This is a genomic window from Bartonella florencae (assembly GCF_000312525.1).
GTDB lineage: Bacteria > Pseudomonadota > Alphaproteobacteria > Rhizobiales > Rhizobiaceae > Bartonella > Bartonella florencae.
In genome coordinates, this window is sequence record NZ_HE997451.1 from 102,604 (window position 1) to 126,332 (window position 23,729).

At 35.2% G+C, this 23,729-nt stretch carries 25 protein-coding genes and 4 pseudogenes; 13 read left to right on the plus strand and 16 right to left on the minus strand.

Going from position 1 to position 23,729, the window contains the following annotated elements; all coding sequences use genetic code 11:
• Positions 1 to 30: 30 nt before the first annotated feature.
• Together BN202_RS00455 and BN202_RS00465 are read left to right on the plus strand one after the other, a co-directional pair.
• A complete protein-coding gene (locus tag BN202_RS00455) occupies positions 31 to 378 on the plus strand; it encodes a hypothetical protein (RefSeq protein WP_019218547.1) in 348 nt (115 codons plus the stop codon).
• 1,476 nt (positions 379 to 1,854) lie between these two features.
• The gene (locus BN202_RS00465; RefSeq protein ID WP_019218549.1) at positions 1,855 to 2,220 is read left to right on the plus strand and encodes a response regulator; all 366 of its coding nucleotides are present in this window, start codon (positions 1,855 to 1,857) and stop codon (positions 2,218 to 2,220) included.
• Positions 2,221 to 2,573: 353 nt separating this feature from the next.
• On the opposite strand, the gene rpsI is transcribed toward BN202_RS00465, so the two are convergent.
• Positions 2,574 to 3,059: a 30S ribosomal protein S9 gene (gene rpsI, locus BN202_RS00470; protein ID WP_019218550.1), complete on the minus strand. Its 486-nt coding sequence runs from the start codon at positions 3,057 to 3,059 to the stop codon at positions 2,574 to 2,576.
• Between the two features lie 2 nt (positions 3,060 to 3,061).
• Positions 3,062 to 3,526, minus strand: coding sequence for a 50S ribosomal protein L13 (rplM, locus tag BN202_RS00475; protein WP_019218551.1), 465 nt, complete (start codon positions 3,524 to 3,526; stop codon positions 3,062 to 3,064).
• Between the two features lie 296 nt (positions 3,527 to 3,822).
• On the opposite strand from rplM, the gene recJ reads away from it, so the two are divergent.
• On the plus strand, positions 3,823 to 5,607 hold the full coding sequence (gene recJ / locus BN202_RS00480; RefSeq protein ID WP_034987013.1) for a single-stranded-DNA-specific exonuclease RecJ: 1,785 nt from the start codon (positions 3,823 to 3,825) through the stop codon (positions 5,605 to 5,607).
• Positions 5,608 to 5,625: 18 nt separating this feature from the next.
• On the opposite strand, the gene parE is transcribed toward recJ, so the two are convergent.
• The 5 genes from parE to BN202_RS09335 all read right to left on the minus strand — a co-directional run bounded on the left by parE (position 5,626) and on the right by BN202_RS09335 (position 11,096).
• The gene (gene parE / locus BN202_RS00485; RefSeq protein ID WP_019218553.1) at positions 5,626 to 7,692 is read right to left on the minus strand and encodes a DNA topoisomerase IV subunit B; all 2,067 of its coding nucleotides are present in this window, start codon (positions 7,690 to 7,692) and stop codon (positions 5,626 to 5,628) included.
• An 82-nt stretch (positions 7,693 to 7,774) separates the two neighbouring features.
• Positions 7,775 to 8,512 (minus strand): lipoyl(octanoyl) transferase LipB, encoded by a 738-nt coding sequence (gene lipB / locus BN202_RS00490; RefSeq protein ID WP_019218554.1) that lies wholly within the window; start codon positions 8,510 to 8,512, stop codon positions 7,775 to 7,777.
• Between the two features lie 151 nt (positions 8,513 to 8,663).
• On the minus strand, positions 8,664 to 9,515 hold the full coding sequence (locus BN202_RS00495; protein WP_019218555.1) for a TPM domain-containing protein: 852 nt from the start codon (positions 9,513 to 9,515) through the stop codon (positions 8,664 to 8,666).
• Positions 9,515 to 10,159, minus strand: a complete 645-nt coding sequence (locus BN202_RS00500) for a LemA family protein (RefSeq protein WP_019218556.1) — start codon at positions 10,157 to 10,159, stop codon at positions 9,515 to 9,517. Before BN202_RS00500 ends, BN202_RS00495 begins: the two co-directional genes overlap by 1 nt.
• Before the next feature lie 622 nt (positions 10,160 to 10,781).
• Positions 10,782 to 11,096 (minus strand): LysE family translocator, encoded by a 315-nt coding sequence (locus BN202_RS09335; protein ID WP_341871760.1) that lies wholly within the window; start codon positions 11,094 to 11,096, stop codon positions 10,782 to 10,784.
• A 569-nt stretch (positions 11,097 to 11,665) separates the two neighbouring features.
• On the opposite strand from BN202_RS09335, the gene BN202_RS00505 reads away from it, so the two are divergent.
• Entirely contained in the window at positions 11,666 to 12,088 is a 423-nt protein-coding gene (locus BN202_RS00505) for a hypothetical protein (protein ID WP_019218558.1), read from the plus strand.
• A 162-nt stretch (positions 12,089 to 12,250) separates the two neighbouring features.
• Here the strand turns inward: BN202_RS00505 and BN202_RS00510 are convergent.
• Together BN202_RS00510 and BN202_RS00515 are read right to left on the minus strand one after the other, a co-directional pair.
• A pseudogene (locus tag BN202_RS00510) lies at positions 12,251 to 12,646 on the minus strand (type II toxin-antitoxin system HicB family antitoxin).
• The gene (locus BN202_RS00515; protein WP_019218560.1) at positions 12,643 to 12,843 is read right to left on the minus strand and encodes a type II toxin-antitoxin system HicA family toxin; all 201 of its coding nucleotides are present in this window, start codon (positions 12,841 to 12,843) and stop codon (positions 12,643 to 12,645) included. The pseudogene BN202_RS00510 and the gene BN202_RS00515 overlap by 4 nt, the downstream one beginning before the upstream one ends.
• 127 nt (positions 12,844 to 12,970) lie before the next feature.
• On the opposite strand from BN202_RS00515, the pseudogene BN202_RS10140 reads away from it, so the two are divergent.
• A pseudogene (locus tag BN202_RS10140) lies at positions 12,971 to 13,168 on the plus strand (helix-turn-helix transcriptional regulator).
• Positions 13,169 to 13,329: 161 nt separating this feature from the next.
• Here BN202_RS10140 and BN202_RS00520 read toward each other — a convergent pair.
• The 7 genes and pseudogenes from BN202_RS00520 to BN202_RS09870 form a co-directional block, all read right to left on the minus strand.
• Positions 13,330 to 14,391 carry a tyrosine-type recombinase/integrase gene (locus BN202_RS00520; RefSeq protein ID WP_019218561.1) on the minus strand — a complete coding sequence of 354 codons (1,062 nt, stop codon included), beginning with the start codon at positions 14,389 to 14,391 and terminating at the stop codon, positions 13,330 to 13,332.
• 7 nt (positions 14,392 to 14,398) lie between these two features.
• Positions 14,399 to 14,617 carry a hypothetical protein gene (locus BN202_RS00525; protein ID WP_019218562.1) on the minus strand — a complete coding sequence of 73 codons (219 nt, stop codon included), beginning with the start codon at positions 14,615 to 14,617 and terminating at the stop codon, positions 14,399 to 14,401.
• Positions 14,618 to 14,742: 125 nt separating this feature from the next.
• Positions 14,743 to 15,366: a lambda exonuclease family protein gene (locus tag BN202_RS00530; RefSeq protein WP_019218563.1), complete on the minus strand. Its 624-nt coding sequence runs from the start codon at positions 15,364 to 15,366 to the stop codon at positions 14,743 to 14,745.
• Between the two features lies 1 nt (position 15,367).
• Positions 15,368 to 16,192, minus strand: a complete 825-nt coding sequence (bet, locus tag BN202_RS00535; protein ID WP_019218564.1) for a phage recombination protein Bet — start codon at positions 16,190 to 16,192, stop codon at positions 15,368 to 15,370.
• A pseudogene (locus tag BN202_RS00540) lies at positions 16,189 to 16,920 on the minus strand (DUF7146 domain-containing protein). The gene bet and the pseudogene BN202_RS00540 overlap by 4 nt, the downstream one beginning before the upstream one ends.
• 106 nt (positions 16,921 to 17,026) lie before the next feature.
• Positions 17,027 to 17,182, minus strand: a complete 156-nt coding sequence (locus BN202_RS00545) for a helix-turn-helix transcriptional regulator (RefSeq protein WP_244426392.1) — start codon at positions 17,180 to 17,182, stop codon at positions 17,027 to 17,029.
• Positions 17,183 to 17,185: 3 nt separating this feature from the next.
• Positions 17,186 to 17,386 (minus strand): annotated as a pseudogene (locus BN202_RS09870) (Arm DNA-binding domain-containing protein); the annotation flags it as partial.
• A gap of 1,041 nt (positions 17,387 to 18,427) precedes the next feature.
• Here BN202_RS09870 and BN202_RS00550 point away from each other — a divergent pair.
• From BN202_RS00550 to BN202_RS00575, 8 genes are all read left to right on the plus strand, one after another.
• Positions 18,428 to 19,438: a radical SAM protein gene (locus BN202_RS00550; protein ID WP_244426371.1), complete on the plus strand. Its 1,011-nt coding sequence runs from the start codon at positions 18,428 to 18,430 to the stop codon at positions 19,436 to 19,438.
• Positions 19,431 to 21,215 (plus strand): MFS transporter, encoded by a 1,785-nt coding sequence (locus tag BN202_RS00555; RefSeq protein ID WP_019218568.1) that lies wholly within the window; start codon positions 19,431 to 19,433, stop codon positions 21,213 to 21,215. The genes BN202_RS00550 and BN202_RS00555 overlap by 8 nt, the downstream gene beginning before the upstream one ends.
• On the plus strand, positions 21,205 to 21,819 hold the full coding sequence (locus tag BN202_RS00560; RefSeq protein ID WP_019218569.1) for a radical SAM protein: 615 nt from the start codon (positions 21,205 to 21,207) through the stop codon (positions 21,817 to 21,819). The genes BN202_RS00555 and BN202_RS00560 overlap by 11 nt, the downstream gene beginning before the upstream one ends.
• A complete protein-coding gene (locus BN202_RS10145) occupies positions 21,788 to 22,243 on the plus strand; it encodes a hypothetical protein (RefSeq protein WP_019218570.1) in 456 nt (151 codons plus the stop codon). Before BN202_RS00560 ends, BN202_RS10145 begins: the two co-directional genes overlap by 32 nt.
• On the plus strand, positions 22,218 to 22,775 hold the full coding sequence (locus tag BN202_RS10150) for a hypothetical protein (protein WP_019218571.1): 558 nt from the start codon (positions 22,218 to 22,220) through the stop codon (positions 22,773 to 22,775). Before BN202_RS10145 ends, BN202_RS10150 begins: the two co-directional genes overlap by 26 nt.
• 65 nt (positions 22,776 to 22,840) lie before the next feature.
• Entirely contained in the window at positions 22,841 to 22,987 is a 147-nt protein-coding gene (locus BN202_RS09665) for a hypothetical protein (RefSeq protein WP_019218572.1), read from the plus strand.
• Positions 22,988 to 23,042: 55 nt separating this feature from the next.
• Complete coding sequence (locus BN202_RS00570; RefSeq protein WP_019218573.1) at positions 23,043 to 23,252, plus strand: hypothetical protein; 210 nt, start codon at positions 23,043 to 23,045, stop codon at positions 23,250 to 23,252.
• 73 nt (positions 23,253 to 23,325) lie between these two features.
• A partial coding sequence (locus tag BN202_RS00575; RefSeq protein ID WP_034987018.1) for a lysozyme occupies positions 23,326 to 23,729 on the plus strand: 404 nt, incomplete at its 3' end.

The following is a 23,729-nucleotide window of genomic DNA, read 5'->3' on the forward strand; positions in this document are numbered from 1 at the left end:
AATAAACAATAAACAAGGAGGAGGAATTATATGTTTGGTTCATTTGGGTCTAGCATATCTAATGGTTGGTCTAGCTTATCTAATAGTATATCTAATAGTTGGTCTAATTTTACATCAATAAATCTCTCAAGCAGTGGAACACAGTATGGGTGTACAATTGGGGATTATCTCTCGACAGCACATTCATATGGATTAACCGGATCTACTATAGGACAAATTGGTGGAGGAGCTATAGGAGGGCTAACAGGAGCTGCAGGAACAGGTGGAGTAGGTTTTTGGGGCGGGGTCGGACTCGGACAAACGATTGGTGGTACTGTTGGTTACGGTGTAGGAGGAATTGCAGGGTTAGATGCTCAGTATAATGTGTGCTATTATTAGTTTATAAATATATCTTTTATTTTATAATAATCTTATAGACGCATTTTTATTAATGTGTCTATAAGTGTTGATAAAATTAACTCTTAGATAATAATTCTATATTCTAATTTGGAAATTTTTTATGTTATGGATGTTTTTCATATTATTAGCGAATTAATTAAATTATTTTTATCAATATCTATTTTATTTGTCTTTATAGCTTTATTTGAATTGTATTATAAATCTAAGGAGTGTCTTAAAAAAGATATTAGTAAAAAATCATTTATAAGAATAATTTCATTTTTTGTATTTTTCTTCTTATTATTTTATTTAGTTAATTTTTATATAACTTCATATATTTAATTTGGAGTTTGTTATGATTGATCTTATGTTTAATATTAAAAATACATTACTTGCAACAAATATATTTGTAGTTTTAAGTATGTTTTATTCTAAATTAAAATTTCCTACTTGGAGGCAGTCTATAAAATTAGGGTCAATTATAATTATTATATATTTTATAATATATTTTGGACTTTATTATTTAATGAAATAATTTGTAGTGGTTATTATTTATGTGGAAAGATTTTAGTAGTTTTATTGTAAATATGTTATTTTCAATAATAAGTGTAATTACAGCTATATTTTATTTAAATTTGTTTTTTAAGTCTAAAGATTATAGTAAAAAAGAAAACAAAGTAATGTTATTAAAGTTATTTTTTATACTTATATCTTCAACTTCTTTTTGTATATTTGTTTTTATTGTGATTTATAGATATAATTTACTTGATAATGTATTAAATTATATAAAATAGTCTGTTTTAATTATAATCTATATTATTGTATTATAAAAAAGTAATTTTCTATTATTAAAAAACTTAGTTAGGCTTATTTCTCAATTTTGGCTAACGAGAAAAAGAGCAAAATAAAGCTTCATATCCTCTCTTTCAATAAACAAAAATGATGCTTTTATCATTCATTGCATGTGTGATTAATCCTAAAATTTCCATTTTAAGCTTATAGTAAGGCGCTATTTGAATCTGTTCTTTAAAGTATTCTATTGATGAATGATAAAAATATAAAATATTATAAGAATGAATGCTCTAATTTAACAGAAAAGACTGCTTATTGAACACGCGATTTGTACATATTAATGTTACTTAAACTTTTCTCTTTAAAATATGCGTTTGAGTTCACTTTCGTGATTGATATCTTTCACGATAAAAAGACATATGCATTAGTCGAGTTATCCATAAATTTTGCGCACAAAATTTGAAGATATACGATAACGTAATCTTACGGTTATTGTGGATTTTATTTTTATGAACTGAAAAGGCATAGTGATGAATATTACAAATATTTGCAAAAAAATGCTTTTATTGGGCATTATTTCATTGTTTTGTGGTTTACAATTTTTTTGATCATTTTATCTTACAAGTAAAGGAGTATGTATTCATTTCTCTTGATCTATTTATCTCAAAGGGTGGAGTTACAGTAATGTCAAAAAAAGTCATGATCGTGGAAGACAACGAACTGAATATGAAGTTATTCCGTGATCTTGTGGAAGCGAGTGGCTATCAAACTGTTGAGACGCGTAACGGTCTTATGGCATTAGATTTGGCGCGTTCATCCATGCCCTCTCTTATTCTTGTAGATATTCAGTTGCCTGAAGTATCAGGGATAGATGTGATTAAGCAATTAAAAGAGGATGAGGAGTTGAGATCTATTCCCGTTGTTGCTGTAACAGCTTTTGCGATGAAAGGGGATGAAGAACGAATTCGTGCCAGTGGATGTGAGGAATATATGTCAAAGCCCATTTCCGTTCCGCATTTTATCTCAATGGTAAAGAATTTTTTAGACTGAAACTTTGTTAAATGATGATGGAACAAATACTGAAAAGTTTTTGAGATCACTGCAGGCATATTGCCAATATTTCTATGAGCCAGCGGTTCGCTATGTCTGAATGATTAAAGGACGGATTCTGAAAATTAAAATCAAAGTTTTGAAGCTTTTTAGATCGATTTCTTAATACTGATCTAATAAAAAATGGCTATTTTATCTTTCTGTTTTTTTCCGACAGATATAAATTTTCCGCTATATTTGCCTCAAAAGTAGCATTGATAAACGGACCAACTCTCGTGTCATAAAAATTCTGCTTTAACAAACAAAAAAGCCCCGCTGAAAACGGGGCTCTATACATTGCACAAAAATGAAAATTAGCGCTTTGAGAATTGGAAAGAACGACGTGCTTTCGCTTTACCGTATTTTTTACGTTCAACAACACGGCTATCACGTGTAAGAAAGCCCCCCTTTTTCAGAATTGTACGAAGCTCTGGTTCGTAATAGGTTAAAGCTTTGGAAATACCATGACGCACCGCACCAGCTTGTCCGGAAAGACCGCCACCTGCAACGGTTGCAACAATATCAAATTGACTATCCCTATTTGTTGCAACAATTGGCTGACGAAGAATCATTCTCAGAACAGGACGCGCAAAATACTGGTCAAATTCTTTATTATTAATGGTGATTTTTCCAGAACCAGGTTTGATCCATACGCGAGCAACAGCGTCTTTACGTTTTCCTGTTGCATAGGCACGTCCCTGTGCATCAAGTTTTTGCACATGGATGGGAGCGACATTTTCATGAGCTTCTACAGTATTTGTTACTGTGCTAAGCTCGGCAAGAGAATTAATTTCAGCCATAATCAAGCAATCCTTTTGTTTTTGCGATTTAAAGCACCAACGTCAAGAGCTTCGGGCTGCTGTGCTGCATGCGGGTGTTGGCTCCCAGCATAAACACGAAGATTCTTCAATTGACGACGACCAAGAGGCCCACGAGGAATCATACGCTCTACAGCTTTTTCAACAACGCGCTCAGGAAAACGACCTTCAAGAATCTGACGCGCTGTACGCTCCTTAATTCCACCAATATAACCGGTATGCCAATAATATTTTTTATCTGTATATTTTTTTCCGGTAAGAGATATTTTGTCTGCATTGATCACAATAACATTGTCACCATCATCAACATGTGGAGTAAATGTAGCTTTATGTTTACCACGTAAGCGGTTAGCAACAAATGTGGCAAGACGACCTAAAACAAGGTTTTCTGCGTCAATAAGAACCCATTTTTTCACCACTTCAGTTGGCTTTTGTGAAAAAGTTGCCATAGAAGTATCCTTTATTAAAGCCCTTGTAATACGAGGGCAATTTTCATTGTTTGCGTTGAAAATTGTTAGCACAGCGAAATATCTAACGCGTATTGTCTGCTCTGATATAATGTCTTTTGATTTACGTCAAGAGAAAATAAAAACTTTATAAAACAGCACTTTATTAATGAGGTATTATGATACCGTATATAGAAAAGTGCTTATGTATATTTTATTGAGAGTGAATGTGGCAAAAGACTATTTTATCTTTCAAGCGTGATTGTATTTTATTTACCTTCATTATAGAATACGCAACAATGCAGCGGTCCCGTTATTTTCTCAATGTTGAATCTTCTGCTTGTGGGCAGGCTTGGTTGGATGCTCTTGATATTCAAGGGATCAATAATGCACGCGCTATTTCTCAAAAATTCGGCTTTCCAGATCAATTAGCCCGTGTTCTCTCGGCAAGAGATGTCGATGAATCTGAAGCTGTTGCCTTTATCAATCCAACATTGCGCACGCTCATGCCTGATCCAGAAAGTTTTGTTGATATGCAATGCGCTGCAGAGCGCATCGTAAAGGCTATTCTCAATCAAGAAAAGGTTGCAGTTTTTGGTGATTATGATGTGGATGGTGCTTGTTCATCGGCACTCATAGCACGCTTTCTTCGTGCTTTGGCCATCGAAGTCAAAATTTATATTCCTGATCGCATTGTTGAAGGTTATGGCCCCAACGAACAAGCAATGAGAATGTTAGTAAAAAAAGGCGCGCATTTGATTATCACAGTGGATTGTGGAGCGAACAGTTCAGATGCAGTCAAAGCAGCAAGGCTTGCAGGCGCTGATGTTGTTGTTTTAGATCATCATCAAATGTCAGAAATTCATCAAGAAGCTGTTGCACTTGTCAATCCTAATCGTCCTGATGATATTTCTGAACAAGGGCATTTATGTGCCGCTGGCGTTGTTTTTGTTACCTTAGCATGGGTTCATCATTTGTTGCGCAAGAAGAAGTTTGCAGGAAAACTTCCTGATCTTCTCAGTATGCTTGATCTTGTTGCTTTGGCAACCATATGTGATGTCGTTCCGTTACAAGGTGTTAATCGTGCTTTTGTGATGAAAGGGCTTCAAGTTGCTCGTTCTATGCATAATCCTGGCATAGCAGCTTTAACAAAGGTTGCGCGTATAGGTGAACCGCTTAATAGTTTTCATTTAGGTTTTTTGTTAGGTCCTAGAATTAATGCGGGAGGGCGTATTGGTGATCAAGCTTTGGGGGCCCGTTTGCTCAGCTGTGAGGATCAAGATGAAGCGGACAAAATAGCAGCGCAATTAAATCAACTTAACCAAGAACGTCAAGAAATGGAGAGCATTCAATTGGCGCAGGCAGAATCCTATATTGCTTCTCTTTATCAAGAACCAGAAACACCGCTGTCGCTTGTGATTTCTCATCAAGAATGGCATCCGGGAATCATTGGTATTCTTGCATCGCGTTTGAAAGAGCGTTTTTTTTGTCCTGTTTTTGCTATTGCATTGAAAGAAGATGGAAGTGGTGTAGGATCAGGCCGCTCAATTAGCGGAATAGATTTAGGAGCACTTGTTCGTGAAGCTGTTACACTCAATTTATTAGCAAAAGGAGGGGGGCATAGTATGGCAGCAGGGATTACAATCCAATCAGCAAAAATTGAAAGCTTTCGAGAGTGGCTGGAAGAAAAAGTCTCTTTAATGGTTTCACAATTGCGCGCTAAAAAGTCACTCCATATAGATGGTTGTCTTTCTGCGTCTGGTGCGAATAAAGAACTTTTTGATATGATTGAAAAGGCTGGCCCCTTTGGTTCAGGAAATACGACACCTGTTTTTGTGCTTCCCTCTCATCGGTTAACGAATTTATGTGAGGTTGGTAAAGGGCATTTTCGCCTTGTTATGTCTAATATTGAAGGGAAAAAATTGCAAGGAATAGCTTTTCATGCTGTGGGAACAGCACTTGGGGATTTTCTGGCTAAAAATGTTGGTGAAATGATCCATTTGGCTGGTAATCTGAGTTTGAATTATTGGAATGGAACAATTACTCCACAGCTGCGTGTGATTGACGCTGCTGCAGTGGTTTAAGAGCGCTCTTTAAAAAAATTAAATATCGAGGTTGGCAGCAAAAGTAGAGTTTTCTTGTATAAAACGGAAGCGCGCTTCCGGTTTTGTTCCCATAAGACATTCTACGGTATTTTTAGTTTCTTGCATTTCCATTGCATCAATAGAAACGCGAAGCAATGTACGTTTTTGGGGATGCATCGTCGTTTCTTTGAGCTGTTCAGCACGCATTTCACCAAGCCCTTTAAAACGTCCAATTTCAATTTTAGCTTTTCCCGTGAATTCGGTTTTTAATAATTCATCCTTATGGGTGTCATCGCGTGCATAAGCAACTTTTCCCCCTTGCGATATTCTATAAAGGGGGGGAACTGCAAGGTATAAATGTCCCTGACGAATAAGATCGGGCATCTCTTGAAAGAAAAAGGTAATCAGGAGTGAGGCAATATGAGCACCATCAACATCTGCATCCGTCATAATGATAATACGTTCATATCTAAGATCTTTTTCACGATATTGAGAGCGGGTTCCACATCCAAGTGCAAGGACAAGATCGCAAATCGTTTGGCTTGAGTGCATTTTTTCGTGCGCTGCACTGGCGACATTGAGGATTTTCCCACGAAGAGGTAAAATCGCTTGATTTGCTCTATTTCGTGCTTGTTTAGCAGAACCACCTGCAGAATCGCCTTCAACAATGAATAATTCAGCACCAGTAGCATGGTTTTGGCTACAATCTGCGAGTTTGCCAGGTAGACGTAATTTACGTACAGCCGTTTTTCGATTTATTTCTCTGTCTTGGCGTCGTTTAACGCGTTCTTCAGCACGTTCAATCACCCAATCAAGAAGTTTTGTTGATTCCTGCGGAGAATTTGTCAGCCAATGATCAAAAGGATCGCGTATTGCATTCTCAACGATACGCTGCGCTTCAATTGTTGCTAATCGGTCTTTGGTTTGTCCAACAAACTCAGGATTTTTAATGAAAACTGAAAGTATTGCAGCTGTTGAAATCATAATATCATCTGATGTAATGATAGAGGCACGCTTATTTCCGATTAACTCCGCATAAGATTTTAATCCGCGCAAAAGAGCTTGACGCAGTCCTGTTTCGTGCGTTCCCCCTTCTTCAGTGGGAATAGTATTGCAATAAGATTGTACATGAGCATCACCGCCATGCCAAGCGATAGCCCATTCAACACAGCCATGACCATTATCCTGTTTTGTTTTGCCAGAAAAAATCTCTGACGTTACTCGGTATTCATCTTTCAGAGATGAGAGTAAATAGTCTTTGAGACCATCAGGGAAATGAAAAACAGCTTTTTCAGGAATATTTTTTGTCCCTTCGAGTATGAAAGGATCGCAACTCCAGCGAATTTTCACACCGCCAAAAAGATAGGCCTTGGAGCGCGCCATTTGATAAATTTTTTCTGGATCAAAAGCTGCTTTTTCACCAAAAATTTTGCTATCAGGATGAAAACGAACGCGTGTGCCACGACGATTATAAACATCTCCCAAATCTTCTAATCCAGATTGAGGAATACCGCGTGAGAAACGTTGTCGATAAAGTTTTCGCTCTCGTGCTACTTCGACTTCCATATCATCAGAAAGAGCATTAACAACAGAAATTCCCACTCCATGGAGTCCACCAGAAGTTTGATAAGCCTTTCCATCAAATTTTCCACCTGAATGGAGTTGTGTCATAATGACTTCAAGAGTAGATTTGTCAGGCATTTGAGGATGATTTTCAACAGGAATGCCACGTCCATTATCCGTAACGCTCACATAACCGTCTCTATCTAATGATACATCAATTAAGTCTGCATAACCAGCAACAGCTTCATCCATAGCATTGTCAATAATTTCCGCAAACAAATGATGAAGTGCTTTACTATCTGTCCCGCCAATATACATTCCAGGGCGTAAACGCACGGGCTCCAAGCCTTCCAGTACGCGAATAGAGAAAGCAGTATAGCTATCTTCTTTTGTATCTTTGGTATTTTTTTTAAAAGCCACAGTTTCTGCATTCACTGAAGATTGCAGATTTTTTTCTTTTGTATTTATCCGAGAATGAGCATTATTTAAAATACTAAAAAGATCTTTGCTATTATCGCTCATGGCGTTTGATTATCCACCTCATAAAATATAATCTTCATAAAAATAAATTTTATGCCTGTTTTTTATTTAAAAATCAATGCAGTTAGGAAACATCAATTGTTGGACCAAAAATTTGTTCAAATGCTTGTTTGAGAGCAATATCAATATCATGCATTGTTACAGGAACATTTAAGTCAAAAAAGCTGGTTATACCATAATTTGAGATTCCACAGGGGACAATCCCTGAATAATGCGCTAAATTAGGATTAACATTAATGGAGACCCCATGGAAGCTCACCCATTTGCGCACGCGAATGCCAATAGCTGCAATTTTATCTTCCGCAGAAAGATTGTTTTGTGTTGAGGTGAAATTATGTTGTTTAACCCAAACACCAACGCGATCTTCGCGACGCTCCCCTTTAATATTAAATTGGGCAAGCATTTGTATGATCCATTCTTCTAATGCACTAATAAAAGCACGGATATCTTGTTTTCGGCGTTTCAGATCAAGCATAATATAAGCAATACGCTGTCCTGGACCGTGATATGTAAATTCACCACCTCTACCTGCTTCATAAACAGGAAACAAATGAGGTGCTAAAAGATCTTTTTTATCGGCACTTGTACCAGCTGTATAAAGGGAGGGATGTTCAAGAAGCCAAACTTGCTCAGATGCATTTTTTACAAGAATATTTTCTACACGCTCTTGCATATAACCCAGTGCTTCAGGATATTCGACCAAGTTAGAACTTATTTTCCATTCAACTGGTGGATTTCCAGAGATTGCTTTAAACTGATGTGATAAGTGATCACGATCAATATGTTTTGTTTCAAATGTCATGAGCGATATTTATGTTGGTGTTGGAATATATTTTATAATTTAAGTAACAGAATTATAGATTAAGATGTAAAATAGTTTATTAAAAGTAAGAGAGTACGCTCAAAAATTCTATCTTAGGAAAATTTACTACGCATGAAAATGTACATTTATTTTACCATCTTCCTGTCGCACCACCACCACCAGATGATCCACCACCACCTCTAAATCCTCCTCCTCCTGAATTATTTCCAAAAATTCTACCAGAACGTCTGCTGTGAGCATTGAAATTTAAAAACCAAGGTGTGAAAACAATTCCCATCCAAAGATATTTTTGTGGTCCTACTTTTTTTCCAAAAATCATTGCAAGAATAGGAAGAAAAAAGACGATAAAAAATATTAAAAATATGATTGTACTCGCTATCATTTCTTCTTTTTCAGCTTGTTTCCGTTGTGCTTCAACAATTTTAGCTTTTTCCCTCATTCGCAAAGAAAAATCAGAATCACTTTCTGTAATGACATTGATAATTGCATGAATTGCTTCGATAATTCCTTTTTGATAATTTCCTTCACGAAAATGAGGAAGAGCAAAGGTGTTAATAATAACTGTAGAAAGAGCATCTGTTAGGACTCCTTCCAAACCATAGCCCACTTCAATACGCATTTCGCGTTTATTTGGTGCAATAACAAGTAATACACCATTATTGATCTGTTTTTGACCTAATCCCCATCTACGAAAAAGAGAATTACTGTATGTTTCTATATCTACTCCTGAAAGGGTAGGGAGAGTTACAATGACAATTTGATCTCCAGTTTTTTCTTCAAGCTCAGCTAGTTTTTTTGTTAAATCTTGCTTTATTGTATTATCAAGCAAATGAGCCACATCGTTAACATAGCCCGTTAAGGGAGGAAATTGGCTTTGGGCGTAAGAGACGTTTCCCAATGCAATGACCAAACATAGAGCGCTCAAAACAGCCCATAAACATGGAAGAACATTGCATTGTATAGAATATCGAAACGCTTTCATTAATTGAAATTGACCTTCGGTGTTTGTTGGCTGTTTGTATCGATGGTAAAAGTAGGCATAGGTTTAGCATCACGAAACCATAATTTGGCCCAAATCATGGTTGGCATTGTTTTGAGAGCAGTATTATACACACGTACGGTTTCAATATAATCACGGCGTGCGACAGAAATACGATTTTCAGTTCCTTCTAATTGTGATTGAAGAGCAAGAAAATTCTGATTTGCTTTAAGATCAGGGTAATTCTCAACAACAGCCATAAGGCGTGAAAGTGCAGTTGATAAATTTGCTTGATTGTTAAGATATTGCTGCATTATTTCTGGATTATTCAACATATCAGCATTAATATTTACTTGCGTTGCTTTGGCACGTGCTTCAATGACATTTGTAAAAACAGCTTGTTCATGGGCCGCATAGGCTTTGACAGTTTCCACGAGATTAGGAATAAGATCTGCACGGCGTTGATATTGATTGAGCACTTCACTCCATGCAGCTTTTGCTTTTTCCTCATTTGTTGGTATCGTATTAAATCCACAACCACTTAGAAATGGTACGAACAGTGTCAAAAAAATAGCGACTGAAAATCGCCTTAATATTTTAGTTATAGGACAAGTCAGTATAATTGAAACAGTTTGTACATTTAACATAAAGATACCTCCATAGCTATTTTAATGTAATATATAGGATTTATATTTTCTATGAAAAGTATTTTTAATTTTGTAAAAATACATTTTATGAAAAAAATTGATAATTATGTAATTTTTTATTTTATTATTATTATTGTAGGTTATTTTTTTCACTTTTTTTGTTTAGAGATCACTTATTTATTATTGCTAGAGGTGGATATAAATCCTGTGGTATGATGACGCTGTTTAAAGTTTTAATTATATGAGACTATTCTGCTATATAAAGTTCTCCGCAAACTTTTTTGTCTGATAGTACCGGACTTATGATGTTTAAGCAGTTATTATTGTCTTTTCATTAATTCTGGAGAAAACTGGTAACAGAATTTAACTATAACATTTTATTAATCGTCTGCAAAAAGAGATAGCGTTCGCAAAATGCGGTCTCAAACTTTATTTTAATTTATCAAGATTCGAAGGAATTCATGAGGTCAACTCATAGTTTAGTTATACAGAGAAAATAAGGAAGAATAGTGATAATATAAGTTCCGGTGGACGACAGAATATCGATATTAAGGGCGATAAACAGACAAAACCATAGGAAAATTTCTCTGTTAATTGTGCAACTTATTATTGAGAGATGAAGTCATCCAAAAAAAATGAAAAAAGCAAACAGAGATAAGACTGTTCCTGTCGCTATATTAATATAGCCTTTTATTTTTTGCTTTTTTAAAATGGTACTAGCAAATGATATAAAAACTGTCATCAAAGTAAACCATGCAAATATGTTGAAGGAATGTATTGTTACAAGTTCAAATCCTTTTTTAATGCCACCACCGGAAGATAAGAATTTTGGGAAGGCCGCTATATAGAATATTGATACCTTGGGATTTAATATTTGTATTATAAAACCATCCGTTGCATTATCGATTATAAGGGCTATATTTGGTCCGAGTGAGATGAGTAAAAAATGAGACTATGAAAAAAGGTTAATATTTAGTGTTGCATGTGACCTTTATTTCTAAAATGAATCTATCTTCAAGATATAATTCTATTTCACCAAATGGAGAAAATTTGCCTACTTCTTGCCGAGTATCTGTATATCTCTACTCTTTAACTGTTAAGAATGATATATTATTTTTCCGAAGCTAAAAATCATATCTCTAGTATTGCTAAGTTGCCTAGTTTTACCATTCAGATTCATTTCAAAAGCTATTGGGTCGTTTATTTTTTTGATAAAAATTTAGTATTTTAAAGACATTCTTTATCTTCTATAAATAATAACATATATGTTGTATTTAAACATTATAGAATGTTATGTTACATTTATGAACAGTCGAGAATTAACAAGATATCTTACAAAACATGGTTGCTGTTTTACCTCAGGGAAAGGTGGGCAATTTAATCGTAAGACTTCGTTCTAAAAAGACAGTGTTGCCCATGCCATGGTACTCGAAAAGAGTTAGGAACAGGGTGAGTAACAGAATTCTCAAAGATCTTGATAAAGTGAGCCTGAAGATAGAGATGTAAATGAAATATGCACTTAAATTTATCAAAGATGACAATAATACTGTTCTTGTTGTTTCCAAAGACTTTCAGGAATTTATTACCTATGGTAACGACGAAAAAGAGGCTTTGGAACATGCTAAAAATGCCCTTTTAACAGTTATTATGGGGCGTTTCCAAGATCGAGAAGTTGTCACTTTTGGAGCTCGTGATGCTGCCTATCCTTTTGTCCAAGTATCTTTATTGGTCACTTTGAAGATCGCAATACACAATGCTATGGTCGAAAAAAATTTACGTAAGGCAGATCTTATGCGTCTTTTAAAACTGCACCCAATACAAATTGATCGATTATTAGACCTAAATCATGAAACAAAATTAGAGGCTTTAGAATCCACTCTCCATATTCTCGGAAAAGCAGTTACAATTGGTATTAACGATGCTGCTTAAAATTTATTTATTTATAAATATTGAGCAATTATTATAGGAGGGAAAGGAAATGACAGGAGCAGAAGTATTGGATGCCATGTATGTGATATCAATGATAGTTATATCCCTCTTAACTATAGCATTTTGTTTACCTGCTGCTTTTTGATTTTCATTAATATATAGCTAAATATTAAGCTCATGGCGGGCTGCTGTTGCCAAAAAAGCAGATCTTGTTAAACCTCTCTCTTGTGCACAATTATCAATTGCACGTAACAGTCCTCGTTCAATTGATATATTGGTACGTATGACTTCCGCATCATTTTCAATAAAAGGAACTTGTATTAAAAAGGCTCCTTATGACAAAGCTTTTTTAACAGCTTTCTGTTGTATCACTTCTTCAAATTTTAAAGGAGCAGGCACTGTATCCATATCTTCACAATAAAGTTGTAAGGCTTCGGTAGCATTTATGATAAGATTTTCTTCTTCATCAGCAGCAGAGAATAAACCTTCAAAATCAGGAAACTGAACACCAAAAGCAGAATCTTCATCTTTATGAACAAGAGCAAAAAATCTTTTCATTCTTCTTCTCCTTTTTTTAACCAGCCTGCTTGTACTGCAATAAAACGCGCTGTACCAATTGGAAGATTCTTCTTACGATGTGGAATAATAATAATCTGACCATCTTTTTTAAATTTATGGTGAAAACCCTTTACTCTAAAAAGTTTAAAGCCATCGCATTTTAATTTTGCAATTATCTTTCGGCTGTTTCGTTCCATGCTCCAATTTCAGAATGTGTATATATTTACACACTATTACTTTTTCTTATTGAGTAAGTTAATAATTTTAATAATCAAAATATTTCTGGAGAATATTAAATAACATAAAAAATGGAAAGGTAATGAGATGATATTTAATGATGGCGATGATATATAATGATCCATGAGTGTGCACAGCTTTTTAGTGTATCCACACCAACGATTCGCAATTGGGGGCTCAAGGTGTATTTCCAAAGCCATACAAGCTAGAAAGAGTAATGAGGTGGAGAAAAAAGAGATTCTAGCCTTTACTCCAAATAGCAACAAATTAAGCAAAACTGTATAAACTACAAGAGGTGAACTGAAAGGTGGTCTGAAGACAGACAATTAAATAGAAAACTATATATTTCAATGTGCTAAAAACAAAATTGGTGCCAAAAGAACAGACAGAACACAAATAAAATCAATACTTTACTGTAATAGTAAGGGAATAGTTGAATCTTGATTCTATGATGTTTTTTTTCTTCTATCCCTAACTTTTTTGGAGCTTTTTATAGCTTCAAGAGCTAATCTTTTACAATCTGCGCTCTTTGTATAAAGAGATGCCATTGGGTCTTTTGTCCAGCCAAAAATTGCTTTGAGTTGTGAGACTATTGCACCAGATTTAGCTGCATGTGTTGCTGCTAATTTTCGCAACCCATGGGCTGATTTTTTAATTCCAGCCTCGTTACAAGCGTCTCTAAATGCATTTCCAAAGCTTTCTTTGATAAATTTTTGATTAATTTTACTACAGATGAATGTTTCATCTCCAATAGGACCAGTTTCAAGCGTTTTGGCTAATTCTGGTAAAATAGGAAGAAAAACATCTGTTTGGAATTTACTTTTCTCTGTTTTGAGATGAATGATATTATCTTTTACATCTTTCCAGCCAATGCGAACGGCATCACCACGACGTAAGCCCGTATATAAAAGGACATCAATCCATACGTGTTCATGCGTACCATGATGCCATTTGTGATAATATTTCTCAACATCTTCTTCTGTCCAAGCAGGAAAGCCTTCTTTGTTTTTGAGAGAAGGTCTCTTAACAGCTACTGTTGGATTATTTTCTAAAAGATCTTGTTCAATTGCCCAATAAAACAACCCATTAAGCGCTTTCAGAAAATTTTGAGCAGCTGATAGTGTTTCTTTACGCCGTTCCACGCCGGCAATGATATGCTTCTTATCAATTGTTTGGCATGGAATGTTTCCTATGGTATCACATACCTTCATAAGGATCAGTTCTCTTTGTCTTTTCGTGGCTTTAGCAAGGCTGTAGCAATTGAGACTATTAAAATATTGTTTAAGCAGCCATGCAAATGATCCTTCAATCAGTTTGCTGGTTTTAGGTTTTGGAGGGATTATGCCTTGTAACTCAGCAAGCGCGTTTTTATAGTTATCAATAAACTCTTGCGTTCCATAGGTTCCATGTACTCTACGACGTGATCCATGACCAATGCGTACATACCATATAATTTTACTATGCCGTATAATTTCTTTAACAAGATGAGGAGAGCGTGGTTTTGGCATAGAAATTTCACATTTTAGAGAGCAAAGCTTCGTAATATTCATTCGTGGACAAATCTAAGAGTTTGTCTGGATGATTCACTGAATTTGGTATTGGGATATCGGATTTAAGATAGATAAGCAGTTCACCAGTGGGCTTTATTTCTATGAGTTCGCATCCCTGCTTTTTTGCTTCTCTTAAAGCGCGTGCAATGGCTGGTTGCGTTATGGTAGCTGGACGAGGCGCCATATCTTTTCTCCTTACATTGAGGCACAGTTCACCTGTGTCGTGAATCACGAATTGATTGAAAATTGTTATGAAAGGGTGGGGGTGCTAAGAGGCATATGATGAAGAAAAGAAGCGCCCCCATAATGTCAAGCGGCTTTTGTAGAGATTCTTTGTATTTCTTGTTCTATTTCTGCTAAAAAGACTTCGACAGCTTGATTAATCTCTTCAATTTGCTTTTCATCACGATTGATACGTTTGATTTTCATGCACAAGTGAGATGAAACGCCCGTAAAACGCGGGTCATAACTGATAAAATCACACCATTTATGTCCCGTACAAGCCATGTGGAATTGCATTTTTGCGATATATTCAGGCTTGATATTGTCATCTATAAAGAAGCGTAAATGGTTTGGTGATTGTGGGCATTTAATCTCCACTAAACCGTCTTCACCAACAAAGCCATCAGGACTAGCACCAGCCATTTCTATTGTGGGATGTTGGATAAATCCACATTTTATGACTTCAGCGTCATAAATGAATGCATATTCTTTTAGTGCGTCCTCTTCATGTTCAATGCCCCATTGCATAGCAGGTGTCGTATAAGATTGGCTTATTTCCTCTGTTAATCGCTCTGTGATGAGTTTGATTTTGTAATCTTCATATTTGCTTGTGGGCAATCCTTTAGCTGTTTTACTGAGTATGTTGTAAATGTTTGAAGCGGTGACTTTGCCTAATCGTGCTTGAAACCATTCTGTTGTTCTTTGTTCCATTTCACACCACCGTTTCTTGCTGTTTTGGTGCATATTCAATATCTTGGATATGAATATATTCGTGATTTTGCGTAGGTGCGTCTATTTGTTCTTGTGCTGGGAGAGATTGTGGTTTCAAGATCTTTGGTCTTCCTTGCAGAACATTCAAAACCTTTTGTGCTGTTTTATCAGACATATCATCAAGCTTTTCGACGTTTGCATAATTAAGGATCTTTACTTCTTCTGCTCCAGTTTGTTCGATTAATTCTCTAATTTGTTGGAGCGTGTCATAAGAAATTAACTTATCTTGTGTGTTACGATTAGCTTCATTGATACGTGCTGCTTCGTCTTCTTCATAAATACCAGAAAACCCGAAAGCATAGCGTGCGCATTGTATAGTGGCCTTATGACGTAGCATGCGCGCTGGGTATTTTTGCCAAGTGTCACTTTTTTGTTTGCATTCGTTTAAATATTCGCTGACCTCGATAGGGTTTTTAATGCCTTTAAGACGAATAGCGCATTTAATGGCAATGATATTACCATCTTTATCGAGTTGATCTTGAAAAGTCATACCATCAAAGTTCGGATTAGACTTAATAATCTTAATCCATCCATCAATAGAGATAACGGGTATGATAGCGCCGCCTTTTTTCGAGAGCGCATAGATTTCTTTAGTGAGAGGATTAAGACCATAATTATTTGCAACAGAGACAAAAGCAGCAAATTCTTCATCAGAGATTTTTTCGGCATTTTGATTGCCAATACAAGTTTTTATGATAGTTTTTTGAAATTCATGATCAGAAAAACCATATTTTTTGGCCATGGTTGTTAACGGTGCATTATTCATCTTGATTTCCTCACATTTGCACCTAACTCACCCGTGGTGTGAATCACGCTTGTGTTCAAAGTTAATACCTTTTGAAAAGAGGGAAAATCTTTGAAATCTAAAGCGTTAGGGGCTTGCATGATAAAAACCTCAAAGCCTAGGCTATAAACACGCGCAGCTAGGGTGAAACTTGCTTTACGACCCCCATCATCTGCTGGTTTCTGATCTGTTTTACAGCCATTGGCTTGTAAAAAGGTTCTATGAATGGCAAAGGAGCCAGCTTCCTTAACAAGAGCAACCAACGCCGGCAGTGTCATTTCTAATGGGTGATGGCATTTATCGTGAAAACGTAAATCAGCAGGCAATTCACACGTAATACCCCGCTTGCGTAAATAGGTTTCTGCTAGCGTATCTTTTATCGGTTGGCTTTGTTGCCAAATTGCTTTTGCTCTTTCTGCTTTCTGTTTTGCTCGTTTGAGATCAGCACAAAACTGTTTTGAGAAAGAAAGCGTGTAATCATAAATTTTATCAACAAAGGCTTGTTTCCCAAGCAAGCTAATTCTTCTAAGCGCTTGTATGATCTCTCTAAAAGAGCAGCCCGCATAACAAGTGAGTAAGAGACGCCCATCATGTCCATTGGCAAGGGATAAGTTAGGCAATTGATCATCATGGGCTGAACAACGAGCACTTCCATAATGCCCATGTCAAACCCCACGCAAGGCACGTGTAATACCCTGAGAATTTTTCATAAAACATATTATTGTCCTGTTACTTGTGTCACAGAACGGATTTTGCTATTCATTATTTGAGTGAAAATGGAAAGCCTTGTCCGTCCTTACGTGACAAGGTTTTCTTTTATGCGACATCGTTATAACGTTGCTGTTTAGCTTGCTCTATAGCATTGATCAGATCCGATTGTAACCAACGGGACAAAAAACCAAATTTCAAAGGCTTTGGTAAAGATCCATTTGTTACATGACGCTGGAATGTTAAAACACTCATATGAAGCAATTTTGCACATTCACGGGCTTGTTTTAAAGAAACATCTCGCAACGCTTCCAAGCCCATTTCACGACGGCGCCCGTGAATGGTATATCGATAAATCCATTGAGCACCGCCATCTTTACGCTTATGGAGCAAACCGGCACCATCACACTATTTGCCAGCCCCCAATGTTGCGACAGCCCTTGCATTAAGACGATTCATAAGAAACATTTTTAGTTCTTTCTTATACAAATTTGATCCACACACTCATCCCACTTGTTATGTGCAAGCGAGTGGTTTTGATTGATTCAACATAAACAGGTTTGAAATGAGAGAAACTTGCGTTATTCGGGTCTCTCATTCAATATGAATAACGCTAAATTATCATTATAAATCAATATGATTGTATCTTTAATAAGAAATAAAAGTTTGTATTTTGGTGTCGAGTAGAACCTCTTTTAAAGGTAATTTCACCGCAAGTAGTATTTCACAAAATTACAATTAAAACAGAAAAATAATTGAAAAATTTTCCTTCTGAGAAGCTGATTTACGCAACAACTATTCTTTATTTCAGCCCAAAAAACCTTTTTAAAATTATTTGATAAAGCAAAGCATTGCATATTTCTTATTGCAATTGAAGTGAAATAGCCATTGAAATCAGGAATAATACTTTTTGAATGAACTTAATAATTAAAATGGAAATTAGCTGAGCACAAGAGTTTTTCGATTTATACCAGTATAGGCCAATTTGTTTTCCAAACTGAATATTGTGTAATACAGTTAAATTGACTTTACAATTATAAAGTTGTAAAATCGCAGATTTTTTACAAAATACTAATTGTCTTGAATATAAATAAGGTACATAATAACAATATGCGGAGGATATTATGTCATATAAAAAACCGCAGGTGATTAGCACTGTGAATAGTGCAACTTTAACTTGTTATAAACCATTGGTGCGAGATAGAAAAAAATAAAAAAGCAGGATAAGGGCGCAGCAGCGCTCTTATTCATTGTATTATTAAGAAACAATTTAGGAGGGGAAATGTTTCGTATTAATCTCGACGAGAATAGCATAACTAGATTAAATGATTTTCAGACTATTGTGCTTAACGATTCAGCTATAATTTTAATTGATTCAGTTTTTTACAGAATCAGAAAATTGAAACTGTTGCGGCAAAGCTTAATGTAGAGATAGAGATTTTAGCATCAGATTTTTCAATCTTGTTAAGAGAACTAGAAAAGAATGGTTTTCTTTTAAAGAAGGAGAACTTGATTAGTGCGTCAGATTCAATTTTTGATCTTAAAAAATTATGGGTACCTGTAACACCTATTATACATATTATCCAGAATTGCAATAGCCCTTGTACCATGTGCGATTGCTGGAAGATTAAGGAAAAAAATTGGCATACTCCAGAAAGTTTAATACCCTTATTTAGAATGTTTAAAGAAAAAGGAGCTGCCTCAGTAATGCTTTCTGGGGGAGAACCTTTAATGCATCCGAAGCTTAAAGATATTTTATTAACGTTGAATGAACTAGGTCTGCCTGTTGAATTAAATACCAATGGCATCTTATTGCATAAAAATTTATGGATTTTACAGTATGACATAAAAGAAATTGTTATTTCTATGGATTCGACTAGTGTCCAAGGATATTATGATATACGGGGGGCGAATAAATTTGATCGCGTGTGGAAAAACATTGAAACAGTTAAGAATCTTCAACCTCTGCAAAGTATAGGAATAAGAGCGACAGTTACAAAAGAGATTCTAGAAAATATTATTAATTTTATCGATTTTTGTATAAGCAAAGATGTTAATTATATCGGATTCAGCCCGCTCGATACGTCGTCATTTAGTTTTTCTAGAAAAAATAATACAGAGGATCGATCTAAAGCTTTGAGAAACAAAACTCTTCCGCCAAACGCCTCACTTTTTCATTTGAGAGATGAATTATCAAGGAAAGAATCTCCCCTCCAGATTTATATAGATAAAAAGTTCCAAGAAAGGAAAATCTCATGGACGTCACAAAATTTTGTAAATTGTATTAATTATTACTTAGGCGAAAATTCTACGTACGTTTCGTCGCCGTTAATGTGTTTATTTCCATTTTCATCCTTGGTGTTGGACTATAATGGAGATTTAAAAAATTGCTTTTATTCAGAAGCTTTTGGGAATCTACAAAATTATGAGGCAATAGATTGGTCTGCCCAAAGCGTTTTAAAATCTTTGAAAGAATCTGGCGCATGTAGCGGATGTCGTGGGAAGGTATTTTGTGGATAAGGTTAAGCAATTTAAGATTTATAGTGTTAGCAAGTCTACTGCTCTAGTGGTTGCTGTTTTACCACTTTTTTTGTCGGAAAAATTGCATTTGTCGCAAGCGGATATTGTTTTAATCGGTAGTTATTTTTTATTGCTTCCTTTGGTCTTAGAAGTCCCCTTGGGTTTATTATCAGATGTTTATGGAAGTAAGCGCGTTATTTATACTGGGCTGTTTTTCTTTCTTTGCGGTTTTTTAGCTCTTTTTATCAATTATGCATATTTTGCTTACGCCACTTATTTGTTGTGTATTACATTAGCAGCTGCTTGTTTCTCAGGTGCGGAAGATAGTTTACTCTTTTCTATAGTACCAAAGCATCGCACACTGTTTTCCGTTAAGTCCGAAGTGGCTGCTGTTACCTATAGTGTGACAACGGTACTTATTTTTTTAGGGGGAATACTTTATTATGTGCATCCTGCATTGCCTGTGATTTTTCAAGTCCTTTCATTAATTTTTGCTATTTTTATGTTTTCAAAACTGACGAAGGGATTAGATAGTTTTCATATCAACGCTCATCCGAGTATTTTCACAGTTATGTGCGCCAGCCGTAAAGAAGTCAAAAATCCTTATCGCTTCACTCTTATTTTTTTAAGTGCAGTTTCGGCTTTTGCTATTTTGGTTAATAATCGAACTGTTTCTATCGCATTTTCTGATTTTTTGCCATTTCAACCTGCTATTTTGGTTTCGATTATTTTTATCATTGGGAATTTTTTTTCAGCAAGTTCCAATATATTGTTTCAGAAGTATTTTTCAAAGTTTCAAAATCCTATTTTTCCCGTCGTAATGATTGGTTGTATGGTAACCATTGCTTTTTTTCTCATGTCATTTCAAGTCATTGCGGCTCTTATATTAGGATTTTTACTGCTATGTGTTTTTAAATCTGCTTATCGATCTTATCTGTCGTCTCTTCTTATAAGTTCACTGATTGATCCCAAAGCTATCGCGACTGTTTTATCATTTACAGCCATTATTACAGCTGTTGTATCCTTTGCATTCAGTTTTTTATACGGTCATGTTTTTTCAACATTCTGGCAAGCTAATTTGTGGTTGGCAGTGATTATGGCTGTGATTTTTGGGGTGTCTGCTTTAATTATTTTTGTCAGAAAACAAGAAATCATTTGGTTACAGCCTGAAAATGCACAATCGTCAAAACAACATTTCTTGAAACGCAAGCATCAAGAGTTTTGCTATGGGCAAATTTATCCGGAAGCATCGTGCATTAATGAAAACATCAAGGATGGCTCTTTTCGACAAAGTCTCTATCCTGCACCAAATTTGATAACACTTTGCGATGAAGTAGTCGAATGGGAGTTTATCCGGGGTACTGTATTGAGCCAAATGGATTTGCTACATCAAAAGGCGATTATTGATCAAATCAATAAGATCTTTCAAGATCGATTAAGCAAGAATATAATCTTATCACATGGAGATTTACATCCTGATAATATCATTGTTACTCCTGATAGTTCTTTTGTGGTAGTGGATTGGGATTTATGTCAAGAAGCCAGTCCGGAATTGGATATCTTAACATTTTTTACCAGTCCAAGATTATCTCTCAATTTAGAAGAACGGGTAGACTATATTTCTCATTTGCTGTCTATATCAAAGGATGAAGCTTTCCCAATGATAAAAGCGTTTGTAGCTAAAAAAATTTCTGATCTTTGTCTATACCAAAATATTTTCATGAAACAATTAGTATTGGATTATATGAACTTGAATGAGAAATTTCATGGGCGATAATATTGTAATTTGTAATGAAAATTGCAGTGCGGGATGCAATCATTGTCCGTATTCGATGGAATGTATGGTGAGAGATGACGGGTTTCCTGAATCTTTATATACAATAAATGACATAAAATCTGATTTTATTATTCTTTCTGGTGGAGAGCCTTTTGAGCTCGATTATGATTTACTTCATGAATATACTTGTATGTGTCTCATTTGTAAAAAATATTTTCGGATTGCAACAGGGGGGCACATCTATATTCAACCATATTTGAAGCTATTAAAGAGCAATCCATTCTTTTTAGGGATACAAATAGGCACAGATGTTATTTCAGAGATAAGAAATCTAGACAGTAAAAAATATAAACAAAAGTGGGTGCGTAACATAGAATGTATGAAAAAAAATAGCGTACCATATAGTGTGACGATTACTTTATCGGAGAGATTCGATTTGGCAGAAGTGTTAGCTCTAATATGTATCGCTACTCCCGAGTTCATTTTAGTTAATTTTGAAAATAGAAAAAAGTACGAGAATACATTTCAGTTAAATATGATACGGGATTTTTTTTCTGACTGTGAGATAAAATATGGATATACGCATCAGAGTTTACACCAATAAATATAAACTATCAGATTCTTTTCACAGTTCTTCTGGTGTGTTAGTTGAAAAAACAGAACTGATAATTTTATTTACTGTTCGGGATAAAGTTATTTCGCCCTTTGCTATGGAGTTGCCATTGTCACCTAGTCACGGAGAAATGCCGGACGATTTTATAAAATCTGTAAATGAAAGATCAATAAATAAAAGTAAACACTTTTCAAATTCTTTAAGCTATTTCTTTGGGTTGGAAGATTTTTTTAAAAAAGTTGAAATGGCTAAAATTATTAATTCTGGATTAATAAAATCTATTAAAACGATAGGAATAGGTGAAATTATTGATGATGAGATACGTAATTATGATTTGATAAAATTGAAATCATCAAATCAGTATTTGGATGATACAATTGCAATTGTTAATGAAAACAATAAAATTTATTATTGATTTCAATACAAGTATTAATTTTGAGCAGTGGAATTATTTTATTGATAGGATAGATAAGAATAATTTGTTTGGAATAGAACAGCCTGTGAAATTTCCTTCAAAAATTCCAGATTTGGGTTTCTTAAATATCGCTGATGAGACATTCGTGAAATGTGGTTATGAAAAAATTCACGAATATGGCTATAATGCTTTTGTCTATAAGCCATTTGCAAGTAATATTAAAGAATTATATAAGTGTTTTGAGAATAAAGATAACTACGTTGGTATGGTTGGAAGTAATGTTTCTGGCCCTTTAGATTGTAGTTTTTGTAACATCATAAATCATTATATGCCTACCAAATTAGCAGGAAATCGCGCAAGTAATTTTGAAGCGCATCCGTTAAATAATAAAACTGAGGATTTAATGAGAATTCGAGAAAAAAAGATATATCTCTCTGATGAATTGTTTATTTATCTTGATAAATTTTGCCGAAAGGTATCGGATTTGTATTTTAATATGAATAAATTAAAAGAAATTGCTACAAATATATAATATTTCCCACTCTGAAGCAGCTATGTTTCGTGAATAGATATAGAACATACCGATGGAAGAACGATATGGCGCTTATCTCATGTATCGGAATCTCATATACTAAAAGTGTCAAAGATGGTGGCAAAATTGGCTTTGATCTTTTTGATATTAGCAGTAATTTAAGCAGCAACTTGCCTTTTTTATTCAAGATTTTTGATGAGAAAGAATTATAGGTATTTCAGCTTGATGTAACTCAAAATAAGTGAACGGTATTTTTAAGCTTGATGTTTGGTAAAAGAACTAGACGAGGGAGAGGATGGAGTAGAGGATGAAAGCCATAGAGTTTATGTAAGCCAAAACGTTCCGCTTGATTTAGAGGGAGATTCTGTAGAAAAGCGTTACCAATATGAATTACAGGAAAGTGAATACGCGCTGCTGTTTAGACTTGGCTTTAGCATTGAAGAAGTCGAGCAATTGATCAGAGAGAATAAAGAGTGAAGAGCTTATAGAATCATCTAAAAACCACGTTATTGAGCCCCGCTTATGTGGGGCTTTTTTTATGGAGGATCAGATGAGAAAGATACCCACAGAAGGTTTAGAGCTTATCAAGCAATGGGAAGGCTTGCGTTTAGAGGCATATAGAGATGTAGCATGTATCTGGACGATTGGTTATGGCCATACAAGTAATGCTGGTCAACCGCTTGTCAAAAAAGGCATATGTATCACCAAAGAGCAAGCAGAAGACATTCTTTGTGAAGACTTAAAGCAATTTGAGAAGACGGTAGAGGAAACGGTGACGGTTCCGTTAACGGATTGCCAATTCGCGGCATTGGTATCGTTTTGTTATAACGTAGGAACGAAAGCCTTTTGTAAGTCAACGTTGTTGAAGAAGCTTAATCAAGGGGATTATGAAGCTGTTCCTAGTGAATTACAGAAATGGAATAAGGTAGGTGGTAAGCGTTTTGTGGGATTATT

What these genes read in the sequence shown, in the direction of transcription:
- BN202_RS00500 (WP_019218556.1), bottom strand. Translation starts at nt 10,159, where the DNA reads ATGTTAAATGTACAAACTGTTTCAATTATACTGACTTGTCCTATAACT.
- BN202_RS00520 (WP_019218561.1), bottom strand. Translation starts at nt 14,391, where the DNA reads ATGCCAAAACCACGCTCTCCTCATCTTGTTAAAGAAATTATACGGCAT.
- BN202_RS00560 (WP_019218569.1), top strand. Translation starts at nt 21,205, where the DNA reads ATGGGCGATAATATTGTAATTTGTAATGAAAATTGCAGTGCGGGATGC.
- BN202_RS09665 (WP_019218572.1), top strand. Translation starts at nt 22,841, where the DNA reads ATGGCGCTTATCTCATGTATCGGAATCTCATATACTAAAAGTGTCAAA.
- BN202_RS10150 (WP_019218571.1), top strand. Translation starts at nt 22,218, where the DNA reads ATGAAAACAATAAAATTTATTATTGATTTCAATACAAGTATTAATTTT.
- BN202_RS00525 (WP_019218562.1), bottom strand. Translation starts at nt 14,617, where the DNA reads ATGGCGCCTCGTCCAGCTACCATAACGCAACCAGCCATTGCACGCGCT.
- BN202_RS00465 (WP_019218549.1), top strand. Translation starts at nt 1,855, where the DNA reads ATGTCAAAAAAAGTCATGATCGTGGAAGACAACGAACTGAATATGAAG.
- bet (WP_019218564.1), bottom strand. Translation starts at nt 16,192, where the DNA reads ATGAATAATGCACCGTTAACAACCATGGCCAAAAAATATGGTTTTTCT.
- rpsI (WP_019218550.1), bottom strand. Translation starts at nt 3,059, where the DNA reads ATGGCTGAAATTAATTCTCTTGCCGAGCTTAGCACAGTAACAAATACT.
- BN202_RS00455 (WP_019218547.1), top strand. Translation starts at nt 31, where the DNA reads ATGTTTGGTTCATTTGGGTCTAGCATATCTAATGGTTGGTCTAGCTTA.
- BN202_RS00495 (WP_019218555.1), bottom strand. Translation starts at nt 9,515, where the DNA reads ATGAAAGCGTTTCGATATTCTATACAATGCAATGTTCTTCCATGTTTA.
- parE (WP_019218553.1), bottom strand. Translation starts at nt 7,692, where the DNA reads ATGAGCGATAATAGCAAAGATCTTTTTAGTATTTTAAATAATGCTCAT.
- rplM (WP_019218551.1), bottom strand. Translation starts at nt 3,526, where the DNA reads ATGGCAACTTTTTCACAAAAGCCAACTGAAGTGGTGAAAAAATGGGTT.
- BN202_RS00505 (WP_019218558.1), top strand. Translation starts at nt 11,666, where the DNA reads ATGAAATATGCACTTAAATTTATCAAAGATGACAATAATACTGTTCTT.
- BN202_RS00530 (WP_019218563.1), bottom strand. Translation starts at nt 15,366, where the DNA reads ATGGAACAAAGAACAACAGAATGGTTTCAAGCACGATTAGGCAAAGTC.
- lipB (WP_019218554.1), bottom strand. Translation starts at nt 8,512, where the DNA reads ATGACATTTGAAACAAAACATATTGATCGTGATCACTTATCACATCAG.
- BN202_RS00515 (WP_019218560.1), bottom strand. Translation starts at nt 12,843, where the DNA reads ATGGAACGAAACAGCCGAAAGATAATTGCAAAATTAAAATGCGATGGC.
- recJ (WP_034987013.1), top strand. Translation starts at nt 3,823, where the DNA reads ATGCAGCGGTCCCGTTATTTTCTCAATGTTGAATCTTCTGCTTGTGGG.
- BN202_RS10145 (WP_019218570.1), top strand. Translation starts at nt 21,788, where the DNA reads ATGGATATACGCATCAGAGTTTACACCAATAAATATAAACTATCAGAT.